Source organism: Microcystis sp. M44BS1 (assembly GCF_020244875.1).
GTDB lineage: Bacteria > Cyanobacteriota > Cyanobacteriia > Cyanobacteriales > Microcystaceae > Microcystis > Microcystis panniformis.
Map to the genome: position 1 here is coordinate 1 of NZ_JADBVM010000121.1, position 13,719 is coordinate 13,719.

Consider the following 13,719-nt stretch of genomic DNA (forward strand, 5'->3'; position numbering starts at 1 on the left):
CTAATTCTTCTTGCTTTTTCCAATCGGTCAACATTGAAGAAGTTTGAGCGTAGCCTACTCTTTCTTGCTTTTCGTACCAAGCTTGTGTTCGTTCGTGGAGAGCTTTGTTGTAAACTAATCTTACACAGCCCAAAGTGCGCCGCAATAGCGACTCTTGTTTTGGTGTGGGGTAAAATCGGTAAGAATAGGCTTTTTCCATACCTCACATTCTAACACATATTTTGTAAATGCGCTAAGATTTAACAGCAAAGCCGCCGTAAAACGGCGGGGTTTCAGACCCAAAATTTCCGATGACTCTAGCAAAAATCAATGGTTTGTATAGATTTTGGCCTTGGCTCTAGGAGGAACGTGCTATCCCTACTACATAAATTAATCCCAGTCAAAACCCTTCATATGTGTCTTGTGATCGGTTTACTGACCACCCTGTTAACCGCCTGTGGCGATCGCCTGACGGCTACCAATCTCCCCAGTTCCGAAACCCCTCATCTTCCCGTCCTCCAAGGCCGCATTTCTGAGGTTGCCCCCCCGGCCCTAATTCAGGAACTGCGCCCCAGTTTAGAGCGTTACGCTCCCCAAGTAACGATTCTCAGTCCTCTGCCCGAACAAGTTTTCGATGACACTCAGGTGATAGTTAAACTACAAGTGTCAGATCTGCCAATTTTCCAAGACGATACCCTGAAATTAGGACCCCACTTGAGCCTAATTGTCGATAATGAACCAGCAGCGGCTATCTACGACCTCAAGCAACCGATTATCCTAGAAAATCTTGCCCCCGGTACTCACACCCTCCGCGTTTTTGCCCTGCGTCCTTGGCAGGAAAGTTTTAAAAATGATGGGGCCTTCGCTGAAACAACCTTTCATATTCTGACAAAAACAGGCAAAAATGCCCCCGATAACAACTTACCCCTATTAACCTACAGTAGTCCGCAAGGAATCTACGGTGCAGAACCGATCCTGCTCGATTTTTATCTGAGTAATGCTCCTCTACGTCTTTCCAATACTGCCAACGAAGATAATAATCTTCAAGATTGGCGCATTCGTGTCACTGTCAACGGTGAGAGTTTTCTGCTTGATACTTGGGAACCAATCTATCTCAAGGGTTTTGCCAAGGGCAATAACTGGGTACAACTAGAATTCATCGATGGTAAGGGAAATAAAATCGAAAACGAGTTTAATACCAGCGTGCGCGTGATTAGCTTTGATCCCTCTTACCAAGACGGCCTCAGTCAATTAGTCCGCGGCGATTTATCCCCTATAATTGCCCGTAGCATTGTTGATCCCAACTATCAAACTATTCCTAGTCTAGAGGAAGAAACCCCCGTTATTGAGCCAGAAACCCCTATAGTTGAGGAAGAAACCCCTGTAGTTGAGGAAACCCCTGTTATTGAGGAAGAAGAAACCCCTGTTATTGAGCCAGAAACCCCTATAGTTGAGGAAAACCCTGTTATTGAGCCAGAAACCCCAATAGTTGAGGAAAACCCTGTTATTGAGCCAGAAAGCCCTGTTATTGAGCCAGAAAGCCCAATAGTTGAGGAAAACCCTGTTATTGAGCCAGAAAGCCCAATAGTGGAAGAAAAACCAGTAGAGACAGAAACAATCGAAAAGGTCGAGGAAACCCCTGAAGCGATCGAATCTCCCCTAACCACCATACCGGAGACAAAGGAGATTAACGAACCTGCCCCCAGTATTCAGCCTCCGCTAGAAGTGGAACCCATTCCCGAACCCCAGAACAATAGCGAGCAAAAAATCACCATTTTTGATCGCGTTCAACAAACCTTAAACCGCTTCCAGTTAGCCTCTCCCCCAGCAGAAAAAGATATCGAACTACCCACCCTCGATCCTCAATTATTCACCAATATCGAGCGGTCTTAGAGCCTAGCTTAATCCAGTTTTCAGGGGAAGTGGGGAGGTGGGGATTTTTCAGTGAGCAGTGAACAGTAAACAGTAATCAGTGAAAAGAAAGTTCCCAAGTTTGGTTCTATTGGAGTTAAGGTGATCAGCTTATCTTATCGAAAAAAGGGCATCAGCCTTATGTCCCTACCATTAATAACCATTATGTAACACAGTGAACATTTTTCACCTGATGTCCAGAAGACCCCAAAGTTTTCACCTAACACTGTCTATTCAACACTGCAATCTGATAACTGATAACTGATAACTGATAACTGAAATCCCCAACCGCTCGATCGAGAAATTATTAAACAAATATTTCGCAATATAGACAAAATTAGGAACTAGGTTATAATCTAGAACGTCTCTAGGTAATTTACTAACTTTTTGCTTGAGGTAATTGTGTTTAACAAAATTTCCCTTGTCGCTGGTTTTGCCGGTTTAGTTGCCCTAACTACCCTTGGCGCCGTACCCGCACAAGCAGAACCGCAAAATAACGAAATCCTGATCAGTCAACTGCGCGGCCATAACACCTACAGAGGTGAGCCACAACTCAACCCCGGTGACTATATACTAGGTCGCGTCCGGGGAACCGTGGGTGGGATTCTGTCCGTCCAATTGATCAGACCTGTGACAGTGGATGGCAAAGAAATTTTCAGTGGCGACTTCACCGACGGAACCACCGCTCGTATTGTTGGGGATGCCATGGGTGGTGACGATGTACTATTGCAAGTGGTAGATGGCAAATTAGTTTATGTGGGTAAAGCTCATCCCTATTGGGTTTCCCGCTTGAAACTAAGATCGGAAACCGCTACCAGCAGCAATCGCTCGCAACTTTTAAGAGAACTTAACCAAAAAGAACCCGCTTGGGGACTTCCCGCTTTACCCCCGGAAACCAGAACCTTTACTGAAGTTGCTCCTCAACCCGCTCCCGAGCCTAGTGTATCTCCTATCCGCGGACTTTGGTAGTGGGAAGACATCAGCAGAAAATCTCTTGTCTTTAGACTGAGAAGCTGAAAAATCCTCTCAAAGTCTAATATAAATGTACTAAATGCACCCCTCTTTTTTCGATCAAAGGGGGGGTTTTTATTTAGTCAAAAATCGAGAAATAATTGTATTTCAGCCCAGATTCTCGTCAAAACATCGGTAAGGGCATGATCGCTATCTAATTCGATTAATTTTACCCAAGGACGATTTATGCGATAATGGCGACTATTTTCTAGGGGAATCACCTCATCGGCACGACCATGAATAATCAGGGTGGGGAGCTGCCTGATTAACTTTTCTTGGGGATAATTAGTTAAATCCTCGATAAATTTGTAATCAATTGGCAGATAACGGCTATAACCGTAGTGATAAACCGATAAACTCCCAGATTTTTGCCAATTGGCTAGGGTTTCCGCTCCCAATTGTCCCAACCAAATCGGCCCGAAATTAAAAGCGGGAGCTAATAAAACGAGCCTTTGCACCTGAGAATAAGTTTCTGCCAGCCAAGCTGCCGTTAAACCGCCAAAACTGGAACCAATCAGTGTAACGGGAAACTGAGATTGTTGAATCAATTGGCCGATTTGGACAATCTGACGAGTGAGAGTTAAGCTAGAAAAGTCATCACCGTTAAGATCGGGAATTTCCATTGCTAAAGCCCTCTTTTGCCAACAATGTCTCAAAAATTGCGCTTTTGTTGATTGGGGACCAGAAGCAAAACCGTGTAGATAGATATATCTGTTTTCAAGGACTGCCATTCTAGAACCAATTAGATTTCTTCATCTTGCTCTTTGGTGACACTGGGAGAAGAATTATAAATGGCATCTAACTGCTGACGAGCATCTTCGACAGTGAGAGAACGAATCACTAACAGAGGTTCATTAATCGGTTGTCCGGCCTCGTCCAAAAGTTCGGGATGGGAAGTCATGGGATAACCGTAGGGATTATAGGAATTACCCGATTTAGCAGGACGTTTCTGGGAATCCATGCTGACAGTAATCAGACTCCGAATTAAATTATTAATGGTCAAAAAAGCGATAACTGTGAAGGCGAGGATATAGATCAGATGTAACATTGGCCGAGTCTCCCGTGAATTATGCGTGAATATTCCTAATTGCCAAAACTTTATGCTAAAAATTCGCTCAACTCTCTAGCTTACCAAAAAAGTTTCAGGTTAAGCGTCAGTTTGAGGAGATTGATGTTCTCCCCAACCCTGTAATCGACGACGACGACTGCTGACCCCCCAACACTCTGCCACCAGCTGATGCCAAGGCAACAACATCTTGGCCTCGATACCCACCTGACCACCTGTGGTTTTAAAGAGTAAATGAGCCGTGGCCACCTCCTGTTGGGCGTTTTTGACTCTTGCTAATAAATCGTTTTGTTCCTCGACGCTGAGAAAGGATAATCTCTCGGATTCGAGGAGAAGACGGGAACGGGAAAACCAATAGGTGAAATCCTCTAGTAGAGGTTCCAAGATAGTTTTCAGGAGTTCGTTTTCGGCGGGTTGCGAAGGGAACATTATTTTTATAATGACGATTTTGCTTACCTTAATCTTAGCGTCATTTATATTTCTTAACATTGTGACGGGAAAATTTTAAGATTTGCCCTGGCTGTAGGCGGCACTAAAGAAGTCCTGTTCACAACTAAGGGCATAACGATAGGATAAAGAGATATTTTCCGTCATCGGGGCGTATTTATCCGCCAATTCCTCTAACTGGCTTGCTAAAGCGGCGAATTCATCCCCACTATAACTATCAATCCAAGCTTGATAGGGATTCTCAGAAATCGGCTCTAAGGCTAATTGTTGACCCAGATAAGCATAAAGACGCATACAGGGACTCATCGCCACGGCAATCGCACCGATGTCACCCATCCAAGCGGTAGCGAGAAGAAAATCCCGATAGCGACGGGTGGCGTTAGCAGGCTGAACCTTTCTCAGGTCAACTCCCCACTGTAAAGCATAATTTTCGTGTAATTCTAACTCCTTTAATACCCCCGCCGCTAACCGATGAAAGCTAGTAAATCCCTGCCAATCAGGAGCTTTAGCGGCGGCGATACTGTAAGCACGGGCGAAAGATTCCAGAAAAAAAGCATCTTGACCGACATAAAAAGCAAAACAATCCCGTTTAAGCTCTCCTGTGGCGATACCTCGCACAAAAGGGTGTTCTAGACAAGCTTGTACTAGATATTGATGGCTGTGCCAAAGTTGCTGACTAAGCATGGGAAAATACTAATTAGGTGGACAAGGTTGGTTAACTAGAATCGGGCATCTCACAGAATGTAGGTTGGGTTGAAGCATGAAACCCAACGCCCGCATGGGTTACTGAAAATGGGTAAAACCCCACACCCCACACCCCACACCCCACACCCTACACCCCGTCAGTTCAATTCCTTAACCCAAACTGACGTTAAACCTGTTACAATAAAAAATATAACTGACTAAATTGGAATTAAAAACTATGCGACTTAAGCGATGGGAGTCCCCCCGCCGTCAGGGACGTAACGACAAAGGCAAGGGTGGTTCGGCCCGACAGCGACAACTGAAAAAACAATTTAAAATGTTGTCGAAAAAACTGAAAGGGGGAGAGAGTAACATCTCTCCTCTTTTTTTGTCCCCAGCAATCGCCGCTAAAAAATCTTCCTCTGGGAAACTCTCAGTCTCCTGAAACAGTCCCAGACTTGAGCCACTTTCAGATTAGGAAAAAAAATGAAGCTTATACTTGCCGTCATGACGATGACAGTAGCTTTAACCGTCACCAGTAACCATTCTAGCCTTGCCGGAGCAATCTTCGATCGCATTCAAAAAACTGGGGTAATTACTGCCGGCGCTCGTAAAGATGCTATTCCCTTTGGTTTTGTCAACTCCCAAGGCAAGTGGGTGGGTTACAGCCTTGATATGTTAGAGTTAATTCGCAAGGAAACCGAACGGAAGTTAGGAAAACCAATTAAGTTAAAAGTTGTTGAGATTACTCCCCAAAATCGTTTTGAAAAGTTGAAAACAGGGGTGATAGATATCGAATGTGGCTCCACTACTTTTACTTGGAAAAGAGAAAATGAAGTGGATTTTTCCGTTAGTTACTTTGCCGGTGGCACTCAATTGCTCACCCGCAAAGGTAGTAATCTTGATGACATCGGTAGCTTGGCAGGCAGACGCATTGGAGTGATTGCCAATACTACTAATGAAGCGGTAATTAAAACCCAACAACCCGCCGCTATTTTGGTCAAAGTTAAAAATCGTGGCGAGGGTTTACAAAAACTAGAAACGGGAGAAATTGATGGTTTTGCCAGTGATGGCATTACCCTAGAAGGTTTAAGGAAAAGCGCTAAAAATCCTAATAATTTAGCCATAGTTCCCTCCTATCCCTACGCCTACGAATCCTATGCCTGTACTTTACCCGAAAATGATTCTAAATGGCGCGATACAGTGAATTATACCCTATTAAAATTCATGGAAGGGATAGTCAGTGACCAACAACAAGCGGTGACAATTTATGAACGTTGGTTTGGTGAAGACGGGGTTGTTCCCTATTCCAGAGAAACTATTAATGATTATTTTCAAGGCATTGTCAACACCTACGAATGGATTCCTTTAACTGTATTTCCCTAAAATCAAAACCTTTTTAGGGAAAGGTTCAAAAAGGCACTCTTGCAAGTGGGAATTATGAATGGGGAAGTAGGAAGTGGGGAAGTGGGTTTTTAAAGTTGGATTTGATTAATAAAGGTAAAAAATAAACCACCTCAACTGTTAGTTAGCCAAAATTAAATAAGAAGATTTTGAAGGCTTTAGTTATTGGTTTTCATCAATTTCTTGCGCTGTTTTTAATATGTCTAAATACAATATTTGATTAACACGGAAACCTGCTTTAAAAATTAAATCATCCATTAACGGCTGAATAGTAGGAATTAATCTTCTTCTTTTGGCAATTAATAAAATACCTAAAATTCCAATAACATTCAATCCTAAACTAATTGCTTTCTTTCTGCCAGGGTTCTCGTCTATAATTACTCTATCAGCATTTGAAGAAATCGCTAAAGCTATCGTTTCTGATTCTCCTCGGTGTAATTCCTTCTGTAATTCTTCTAATAATAACCGATTCTCTAACTCTCGCTTTTCTATCCAGGATAGGGTTTGAACTTCAATAGTGCCAGGAACAGCATAACCTAATCCTGTCATTTCTTCATAAACAGCCACTGGAATAATAATTGTTCCATAGATATCATGGAGCAAGTTAAGATAGCCGATAGCAGCTAAACTGGTAATCGGAGAGGTGTTACTAACAACAATCACAGATCACCTAATGTTTTTAAGGTTTGTAATTCTTGTTGCCAATCTACACTATCATAATTTACACAAATATTCCTCTTGGCGACTTCTTGACGAAATTCAATTAAAGATAAGTTGGCAAAATCAGCCGCTTTTGCGCTACTGATATGATAATCTCTAAACATAATGATTGCCAGTTCTAGTTGCAACAGTTGCTCGTTTTTTCCTGTTGCTTGTATAATTTCGTTGGGAATCACAATAGTCATTAGAATTTAGGATATTTATCTGGTAGCCAACATCATATCACAAAAAAATACTGGTGAGCAATTAATTAATACAATTTAATGAGTAGAAACACAGACAAACAAAATAAACCCCCCTCAAGTGACTGAATGAAGGGGGGTTTATGGTATTTTTAGAAGCAATTTAGCCGACTTTTTTGGTAGATTGGGTCCAAATCCCAATCGATATAAAACCAAGCTGTAAGTTTATACATACACTGGAATATGATACCATTCCAATAGGAAGGAATAAATAGGGTTATAGCCATGAGTATTGATATTTCCGATGAAATTCTCAGTGCAACACGCATGACTGAAGCTGAGATGAGGCAGGAAAATTTATTGTAATTTCTCAATGATACTGATAAGGGTTCTCTTTAGCTGGGGGAGATTGTTTTGAATCACTTTCCAGACTACTTTTTCATCAATTGCCCAATATTCATGAACTAATTTATCCCGCATACCTGCGATGTTTTTCCAAGGAATATTGGGATAATTAACTCTCACTTCATCAGGAATATTTTTCACTGCTTCCCCGATTATTTCAATTAATTTTACTGCCGAAAGAAAGATTTCTATCTTAGTTGAAAATTCTGCAAAGCTTAGATCCTGAGTCATCTTTTCTAGTTGACAAATTGCCTCTAGAATGTCTTGCAAGAAATCTCTAAATTCCCGTTGCGTCATACATAAATAACCTCGGATAAAATTCTTTCTCTCCTTTTTCCTTTTAAGCCATTTTTACTGATAACATCCGCTTTTACCTTAAGTAAATCACTTAAATAATATTCCAGATCTACTAAATCTAGTAAACTAGGCGGTTCTGTATAATCTATCAGAATATTAACTTCACTATTTTCCTGCACTTCTCCTTTTACATAATCTCCAAAAATACCTAATTCACTGACATGATACTTTTCTTTTACTAAGGACTTAACTTGACCCAAAATCGCTTTAATTTCTTCTAAATTTTTCATGATGCTTACCTTCTAAGATAACGGAAAAGATTTCTACCCTACTGATCAAAATGTTATTTCCTGTATCTGTATTGTAGCAGATATCGGATGAAAGGATAAACCCTACTCCTTGAAATCATGGGAATTGAGAGAGTTATGCCAAAAATACCCCCTCAAGTGACTGAATGAAGTGGCGATCGCAAGTTTTTTATTAATGGTTTTTAGGAGACTTTTGTGGTTTCCTTTTCTGAGGGTTTGGAGGGTTTTAGTTTGCACTTGAGGGTTATCTCCATACTTTCACCCGCATTATATCAAAATGATAATCATAGCTCCAAATAGGTAGATCTAATTCCATTGAGATGATAGCAGTCAAAGCATCAACAATAGTAATAGTTTGATCAGGAAATTATTTAGCTTTTGCTATGGCTGCGAAATACTGATCTTCTGTCGGATTGATCAAATTAGCAGATTCTAAGCAATTTTGTGTGAAATGAGTGGCTTGTTCAAATCCTAATCTATATAGAAGCAAGCTGTAATTTCGGCTAAAACAGCGTCATGATTGATGGATGTGTCAGTATAGCCACTTCCTTTGGGTGCGGGAGATAAGTGAAAAGATTTTTTCGGTTTGGATAAATAGCCTTTCGCTATTAAAAATGATTCTATAGCCGTTTGTACTGTATCAGAAGAAGATACCTTATGCTCTTGATTGTAGGCGGCTAGAGCCTTAATTATGGTGGTGGGTAGCTCAATCGTCACCTGTTGCATAACCAAAATCCTCTTGATTTAATTATGTCCCTATTATACAATAAACCCCCTCAAACGACTGAATGAAGGGGCATTTATCGTATTTTGTAAGCAATTTAGCCTACTTTTGTAGTTTAGTTTTCTGATGTTTTGGATGATTTTAGTTTGCGTTTCAGGGTTGAAGCTGCACCGAGAGTGCCAAGGGTTAATAAGCTGAGGAATGTAGAGGGTTCGGGAACGGCGACAGCTTCGAGTGCGTCAATGTTCTCAGTTCCTGGTTCTAATCCCGTCCAGTGCTTTACTGTGTTCTTGACATTGAAAGCTGTATCCCAGACGTGTCCACCGTGGATGAGAAACTTCGCTGAAGGTTCAGTTGATAGCCAAACAAAGATCTCCCCACCATCTAAGTCTTGTGAGGGATCGTTGTCAGTAATAATGCCATCGTTATTTCCATCGATTGGTTTGAGGCTAAAGAGGATGTCGTTTTCCCATGTCATCAGTCCATCAAGGTCAATCTTCGCATCAGTGATATCTAAACCGGGAAAGAGAGGAGTGATTGCAGTGGCGATATCCGCTTTAAGGAAGAGACAATCCCCATTACTCTTGAATACACTACATCCCAGAGGATCGCCCAAAAGGGAGTAGCGGTTGGCATCATCTACAGGTATTTCAGGACCTTGTAGGAGCACATCGTTGACTCTATCTTCTAAAGGCACTGTCGGATCTTGAACTGGTGCCCAAAGTTCTAGACCCTCCACGTTATTTGGTTCAACTTGGTTGATCTGTGCTGGTGTCGCCCACACCCCTATCTCTTTGTACGGGAAAGGCAAAAGTACTTTATGGTTAGGACGTTCATAGAAGATGTAGTTATCGTAATTGGTGCGCGGTCCTCCGGGCAACCCAGTCGAAAACACGAGTGGAACTAAATCTTCGATCACTTCATAGAAGAGTAAATCCTTCCGGTTGGCCAAGGCATCGACCTGGAAAGGAGCGGGTGCTGCAAAGCCAGATGTAGGATTCCAAAGAGTTAAAAAGTTACTGGTGTTGGTTGTCCCACCTGTGCCATCCCAGGCAATTACTTGACCAGGATTAGGGGTATGTAAGGGATTTCCATTCCTGTCTGGATCTTCGGAGTACTCCTTTCCTGGAACTTGAGGGGGAAATGGTACCTCCTTTCCACTGGGATCGACAAAGGGACCGGGGGAGTTAAATGGTCCTGCCAATACCTGGGATGGGCCTACCGTGACACCCAGTAAGAGACAGGAAGAGAACAAGAGTTTATGGGTGATTTTCATGATTATTGCTCCAGCAGATTTCGTATTGCGATTATCCCCTCGCCGCTAGGTCAGGCAACACCCCAACACAACGCCAAAGGCGGATGGCAACAGCTTACACAACACCTATTCTCTGGGGAATCTATCTTGAGAATGATTTGAAATATGCTAAGTTGAGATACTATGTCACGATCGCATCTAGTCAGTACCATGAGTGAAATTAGCGTCGGGGGAAAAGTACGTCTGATTGCCATTCCCCCTTACCTGAAAACCGCCGATCCTATGCCTATGTTACGGCCGCCGGAGCTACTCAATATCAACGATATCGGCACGGTTATCGATCGCCGGCCGGGGGGTTATTGGGGTGTAAAATTCGATCGAGGCTCATTTCTGCTCGATAGCAAATATTTAGAAGCTATTTAAACCAGTTAAGTGCATTGCGGTCAAGACAACTTTGATAAATCACAAGCAAATCTAAAGAGTTAATTTATGTTTAATACTTTTCTATCGATCGTTATCCCGATGCGCGAGGGATTTGGCGAGCATTGGCTAGGAGAACTATTGAAAGTCAAGGGAGATATAGAATTTATTTTAGTTCATCCTCCCGGGGTCAAACCTTCGCCAGTAAATGATCCACGCATGAAACAGATTGTCTGTGCTTTACGAGGTGAAATTATTCAAAGAAGTACAGGATTTTTAAATGCCAGAGGTACTTATATTCTCACAATCAATTGCGATGAATATTTACACCCGGAGATCGTCACCTTAGTTAAAGACTATTTTGAACGCTTCCCCAATAGTTGGGTATTACGATTAGCCAGATGTGAATTTCCCTACGGTGAACGAGAAAAATTAGAGAGTACTTGGCCAACAATTCCCGATGTAAACAGTTTAGCTATCTGTAGCAGAAGAGAAAATAATAGTAACTTATTTAAAGATAATAATTATTTATTAGAATTACCGATCGCTCCTTTAGATAATCCTTTTAATCCCCAAGTTTTTCTCAATCAACGTCGCGATCAAAATGGTCCCCATTTAGAAAATTTTGATAAAAAAGTTTGGAAAAGTGAACTTGTGCAAGCGGCGACGATAGAAATTACTAATCTCATGAACTTATTGGGTCCGATTAAATATATTCCTTTTTGGTGTTTAGATAGATTACTAGGTTTATATATTCAGGCTAAATATTTTGAAAAAGAGCGCGTAATCGGTCACTGGATGCCGAATTCTCCCGAACAAATACGAATTGAAGATAATCCCCCTGAATACCAAAGAACTTGGCGATTTTACTTTTTATCGGAAGTTATGTTATTAAGAAAATTCCCTCAGTATGGCTATCTTTGGAATCTAGCTATCTATCAATTTTTAGAACTGCCTGCTTGGATGATTAAATCTCTGAGACAAAAAATTATACCCAGTAAATCAGTCTAGTTATATCCAAGTGATCGGTAATCCAGAATAATAACCTAAATTTATGGAACTAGGCTCTGTTTCCCAATCTAAAACCTGTTCCACACGCTGATAAATTGCCGCCGCTTCCTCACTAGAATTGCCGATACAAGTTAACCCTAATTTACCAAATTCTGACAGCGCACCCATGAGATGAAAAACTGTTCCCGTTTTACTGCTACTATCAAAATGCAAGTGATGTTTAGCAATAATATCCATTAAATCATCGGGAAGTAAACCTTTGTATTGAGGTTTGTGGAGATTATCGGAGGCAATATAGTATTTTTCTTGGTGAGGTTGACTGAAAAATGATCCAGTTTTTTGATCATATTCACCATTAGTTAAAAGCTTCAAAGTCATAAAAGGATGGGTAGTTCCTCCTTTTCGCAGATTAATTTCGATCGCCTGTAAATCCCAGACTAAAGTTTCTGGATTTTTGACAGCGACGAAATCAACTCCATAGCGTTCAATTGCTCCCTTGGCTGCCAGAATTTCCCCTATTTTTAGGCCTAATTCCTGTAATTGTAGGCGATAATTTTCATCGGCAGGAAAATGACAACCTAGATAAATTTGACCATCGGGACCACCTAAAATTTGATCGTGAGTGGAAAGAATCTTCACTTCTCCCGTGGGTGTAATATAACCTTGCACACTCGGCGATCGCTTTTCTTCTCCTTCAATAAAAGCTTCGACAATTCCCCCTAATTCAGCAATTTTGCCAGAAAAACTATCCCAATTTTCATCGCTTGCTTGAAAACTCATCTTGTCTAATAGTTGGGACAAGAGATTGATTCTCTCGCTTAAATCTAGACTGTTACTATCAACAATTTCCCCTAAAGGACGTAAATCTAAAACCGCATTTCCTTCTCCCGATAACCCCTCATTTAACTTCACTACCATGCGTTTTAGTTGCGGTTGACGGGACCATAAACTAGCGGCTTCATACAACAAATCCTTGACCGTATTTACCTGTAAACTACCGTCAGGATGGGGAATATTACCTTGACCAAAAATCTCGCGACTGCCACTTTTAGAACCCCAATACAATAAATCTGGACTACAGGCAAATAAAGGAATATCTAATTGCAAAGACAATTCTCGCTCTAAATTAGTAGAATTAAAACAAACCATATAGGCCCGATCTCGACGCAACGCTTGCCGGATTCTTGCTACTAAGCGCGGTCTTTCCAGAATTTTTTGGGTTAAAGGTTGAAAAGAGTTATCGTGAGTTGTCAGTAATAACAGACGATTATTAGCATGGGAAAAGGGAATCCCCGGTAACAATTGCAGGTAATAATCAATCACCATCCGCGCCAGTGGCTGCGCTGTTACATAGATTAAACGGGTTTTCGGGTGTCGCAACCGAATCAGAGAAAATAATAATCTTTCTTCGTAATGTAAAAAACCCGCCACTTTTTGACCGACTCTCTGATCGATACTAAAAGAAGGGACAACTAGAATATCATAATCGCATTCATCCGATTCGGGAACATTTTCTCCCTGCCAAATCTCTTTTAATTTTTCTTGTAATTCTTGATACCGCAGCCGCTTTTCTAGCATCAAATCTCTATCTAACAGCATGGTTTGTCCCACCTCTGTGGTTGCAGATACCTGTATCTTATCGATTTTGAGGGCCTGTCGTCTCCAGTGTCTTTCTTTTCTTAAGATTCCCTCAATCCCTCCGCTCATTGCCATTAAAAAGGGATACAGTGGACTCTGTATCCCTTTTAATCACCTGAGATTGGCTTTAACCTAGCGGGTGGAATAAGAGATCGGGATAAAAGCGATTAAATTCGATTAAAATCCCGGCGGTGAAAGTCAGCAGCGCCATAATTAAAACGGGTGCGGACGAGAGAAATTTAGTAAGTCCTTCCATC

The 13,719-nt window shown here is 41.5% G+C and carries 19 protein-coding genes; 6 read left to right on the top strand and 13 right to left on the bottom strand.

Annotated features, from left to right (window positions below):
• Positions 1 to 199: helix-turn-helix domain-containing protein (locus IM515_RS09115; RefSeq protein WP_287697965.1), on the bottom strand; the 199-nt coding region annotated here is incomplete at its 3' end.
• A 110-nt stretch (positions 200 to 309) separates the two neighbouring features.
• Between IM515_RS09115 and IM515_RS09120 the strand changes: the two genes are divergently transcribed.
• Both IM515_RS09120 and IM515_RS09125 read left to right on the top strand, forming a co-directional pair.
• A complete protein-coding gene (locus IM515_RS09120) occupies positions 310 to 1,872 on the top strand; it encodes a hypothetical protein (protein ID WP_287628284.1) in 1,563 nt (520 codons plus the stop codon).
• A 420-nt stretch (positions 1,873 to 2,292) separates the two neighbouring features.
• On the top strand, positions 2,293 to 2,859 hold the full coding sequence (locus tag IM515_RS09125) for a hypothetical protein (RefSeq protein WP_287628282.1): 567 nt from the start codon (positions 2,293 to 2,295) through the stop codon (positions 2,857 to 2,859).
• A gap of 125 nt (positions 2,860 to 2,984) precedes the next feature.
• Here IM515_RS09125 and IM515_RS09130 read toward each other — a convergent pair whose 3' ends face one another.
• The 4 genes from IM515_RS09130 to IM515_RS09145 all read right to left on the bottom strand — a co-directional run bounded on the left by IM515_RS09130 (position 2,985) and on the right by IM515_RS09145 (position 5,098).
• On the bottom strand, positions 2,985 to 3,632 hold the full coding sequence (locus IM515_RS09130) for a YqiA/YcfP family alpha/beta fold hydrolase (RefSeq protein ID WP_287628281.1): 648 nt from the start codon (positions 3,630 to 3,632) through the stop codon (positions 2,985 to 2,987).
• 11 nt (positions 3,633 to 3,643) lie between these two features.
• Complete coding sequence (locus tag IM515_RS09135) at positions 3,644 to 3,949, bottom strand: DUF2973 domain-containing protein (protein WP_002770793.1); 306 nt, start codon at positions 3,947 to 3,949, stop codon at positions 3,644 to 3,646.
• Between the two features lie 99 nt (positions 3,950 to 4,048).
• Entirely contained in the window at positions 4,049 to 4,456 is a 408-nt protein-coding gene (locus IM515_RS09140; RefSeq protein ID WP_002785246.1) for a DUF2605 domain-containing protein, read from the bottom strand.
• Positions 4,457 to 4,471: 15 nt separating this feature from the next.
• The gene (locus IM515_RS09145) at positions 4,472 to 5,098 is read right to left on the bottom strand and encodes a TenA family protein (protein WP_002785247.1); all 627 of its coding nucleotides are present in this window, start codon (positions 5,096 to 5,098) and stop codon (positions 4,472 to 4,474) included.
• A 238-nt stretch (positions 5,099 to 5,336) separates the two neighbouring features.
• Here IM515_RS09145 and IM515_RS09150 point away from each other — a divergent pair, with 238 nt between their 5' ends.
• Positions 5,337 to 5,543 carry a hypothetical protein gene (locus tag IM515_RS09150; protein ID WP_002732891.1) on the top strand — a complete coding sequence of 69 codons (207 nt, stop codon included), beginning with the start codon at positions 5,337 to 5,339 and terminating at the stop codon, positions 5,541 to 5,543.
• A 41-nt stretch (positions 5,544 to 5,584) separates the two neighbouring features.
• On the top strand, positions 5,585 to 6,484 hold the full coding sequence (locus tag IM515_RS09155; RefSeq protein WP_287628280.1) for an amino acid ABC transporter substrate-binding protein: 900 nt from the start codon (positions 5,585 to 5,587) through the stop codon (positions 6,482 to 6,484).
• A gap of 180 nt (positions 6,485 to 6,664) precedes the next feature.
• Here IM515_RS09155 and IM515_RS09160 read toward each other — a convergent pair whose 3' ends face one another.
• The 6 genes from IM515_RS09160 to IM515_RS09185 all read right to left on the bottom strand — a co-directional run bounded on the left by IM515_RS09160 (position 6,665) and on the right by IM515_RS09185 (position 10,414).
• Positions 6,665 to 7,165, bottom strand: a complete 501-nt coding sequence (locus IM515_RS09160) for a PIN domain-containing protein (RefSeq protein ID WP_002770802.1) — start codon at positions 7,163 to 7,165, stop codon at positions 6,665 to 6,667.
• Positions 7,162 to 7,407: a UPF0175 family protein gene (locus tag IM515_RS09165; protein ID WP_002770804.1), complete on the bottom strand. Its 246-nt coding sequence runs from the start codon at positions 7,405 to 7,407 to the stop codon at positions 7,162 to 7,164. Before IM515_RS09165 ends, IM515_RS09160 begins: the two co-directional genes overlap by 4 nt.
• 354 nt (positions 7,408 to 7,761) lie before the next feature.
• The gene (locus IM515_RS09170) at positions 7,762 to 8,106 is read right to left on the bottom strand and encodes a HepT-like ribonuclease domain-containing protein (protein ID WP_287628279.1); all 345 of its coding nucleotides are present in this window, start codon (positions 8,104 to 8,106) and stop codon (positions 7,762 to 7,764) included.
• A complete protein-coding gene (locus IM515_RS09175; protein WP_002790756.1) occupies positions 8,103 to 8,396 on the bottom strand; it encodes a nucleotidyltransferase family protein in 294 nt (97 codons plus the stop codon). Before IM515_RS09175 ends, IM515_RS09170 begins: the two co-directional genes overlap by 4 nt.
• 489 nt (positions 8,397 to 8,885) lie before the next feature.
• A complete protein-coding gene (locus IM515_RS09180; RefSeq protein ID WP_287628277.1) occupies positions 8,886 to 9,140 on the bottom strand; it encodes a hypothetical protein in 255 nt (84 codons plus the stop codon).
• 113 nt (positions 9,141 to 9,253) lie between these two features.
• Positions 9,254 to 10,414 carry a PEP-CTERM sorting domain-containing protein gene (locus IM515_RS09185; protein WP_287628276.1) on the bottom strand — a complete coding sequence of 387 codons (1,161 nt, stop codon included), beginning with the start codon at positions 10,412 to 10,414 and terminating at the stop codon, positions 9,254 to 9,256.
• A 189-nt stretch (positions 10,415 to 10,603) separates the two neighbouring features.
• On the opposite strand from IM515_RS09185, the gene sipA reads away from it, so the two are divergent.
• Complete coding sequence (sipA, locus tag IM515_RS09190; protein WP_193960939.1) at positions 10,604 to 10,816, top strand: regulatory protein SipA; 213 nt, start codon at positions 10,604 to 10,606, stop codon at positions 10,814 to 10,816.
• A 66-nt stretch (positions 10,817 to 10,882) separates the two neighbouring features.
• The gene (locus tag IM515_RS09195; RefSeq protein ID WP_287628275.1) at positions 10,883 to 11,824 is read left to right on the top strand and encodes a glycosyltransferase family protein; all 942 of its coding nucleotides are present in this window, start codon (positions 10,883 to 10,885) and stop codon (positions 11,822 to 11,824) included.
• Here IM515_RS09195 and IM515_RS09200 read toward each other — a convergent pair whose 3' ends face one another.
• Positions 11,825 to 13,423 carry a peptide ligase PGM1-related protein gene (locus IM515_RS09200; RefSeq protein WP_287628287.1) on the bottom strand — a complete coding sequence of 533 codons (1,599 nt, stop codon included), beginning with the start codon at positions 13,421 to 13,423 and terminating at the stop codon, positions 11,825 to 11,827. It lies immediately after the preceding gene.
• A 166-nt stretch (positions 13,424 to 13,589) separates the two neighbouring features.
• Positions 13,590 to 13,718, bottom strand: a complete 129-nt coding sequence (gene psaJ / locus IM515_RS09205) for a photosystem I reaction center subunit IX (protein ID WP_002738148.1) — start codon at positions 13,716 to 13,718, stop codon at positions 13,590 to 13,592.
• Position 13,719 lies beyond the last annotated feature (1 nt).

What these genes read in the sequence shown, in the direction of transcription:
- IM515_RS09120 (WP_287628284.1), top strand. Translation starts at nt 310, where the DNA reads ATGGTTTGTATAGATTTTGGCCTTGGCTCTAGGAGGAACGTGCTATCC.
- IM515_RS09130 (WP_287628281.1), bottom strand. Translation starts at nt 3,632, where the DNA reads ATGGCAGTCCTTGAAAACAGATATATCTATCTACACGGTTTTGCTTCT.
- IM515_RS09135 (WP_002770793.1), bottom strand. Translation starts at nt 3,949, where the DNA reads ATGTTACATCTGATCTATATCCTCGCCTTCACAGTTATCGCTTTTTTG.
- IM515_RS09140 (WP_002785246.1), bottom strand. Translation starts at nt 4,456, where the DNA reads ATGTTAAGAAATATAAATGACGCTAAGATTAAGGTAAGCAAAATCGTC.
- IM515_RS09145 (WP_002785247.1), bottom strand. Translation starts at nt 5,098, where the DNA reads ATGCTTAGTCAGCAACTTTGGCACAGCCATCAATATCTAGTACAAGCT.
- IM515_RS09150 (WP_002732891.1), top strand. Translation starts at nt 5,337, where the DNA reads ATGCGACTTAAGCGATGGGAGTCCCCCCGCCGTCAGGGACGTAACGAC.
- IM515_RS09155 (WP_287628280.1), top strand. Translation starts at nt 5,585, where the DNA reads ATGAAGCTTATACTTGCCGTCATGACGATGACAGTAGCTTTAACCGTC.
- IM515_RS09165 (WP_002770804.1), bottom strand. Translation starts at nt 7,407, where the DNA reads ATGACTATTGTGATTCCCAACGAAATTATACAAGCAACAGGAAAAAAC.
- IM515_RS09170 (WP_287628279.1), bottom strand. Translation starts at nt 8,106, where the DNA reads ATGACGCAACGGGAATTTAGAGATTTCTTGCAAGACATTCTAGAGGCA.
- IM515_RS09175 (WP_002790756.1), bottom strand. Translation starts at nt 8,396, where the DNA reads ATGAAAAATTTAGAAGAAATTAAAGCGATTTTGGGTCAAGTTAAGTCC.
- IM515_RS09180 (WP_287628277.1), bottom strand. Translation starts at nt 9,140, where the DNA reads ATGCAACAGGTGACGATTGAGCTACCCACCACCATAATTAAGGCTCTA.
- IM515_RS09185 (WP_287628276.1), bottom strand. Translation starts at nt 10,414, where the DNA reads ATGAAAATCACCCATAAACTCTTGTTCTCTTCCTGTCTCTTACTGGGT.
- sipA (WP_193960939.1), top strand. Translation starts at nt 10,604, where the DNA reads ATGAGTGAAATTAGCGTCGGGGGAAAAGTACGTCTGATTGCCATTCCC.
- IM515_RS09195 (WP_287628275.1), top strand. Translation starts at nt 10,883, where the DNA reads ATGTTTAATACTTTTCTATCGATCGTTATCCCGATGCGCGAGGGATTT.
- IM515_RS09200 (WP_287628287.1), bottom strand. Translation starts at nt 13,423, where the DNA reads ATGCTGTTAGATAGAGATTTGATGCTAGAAAAGCGGCTGCGGTATCAA.
- psaJ (WP_002738148.1), bottom strand. Translation starts at nt 13,718, where the DNA reads ATGGAAGGACTTACTAAATTTCTCTCGTCCGCACCCGTTTTAATTATG.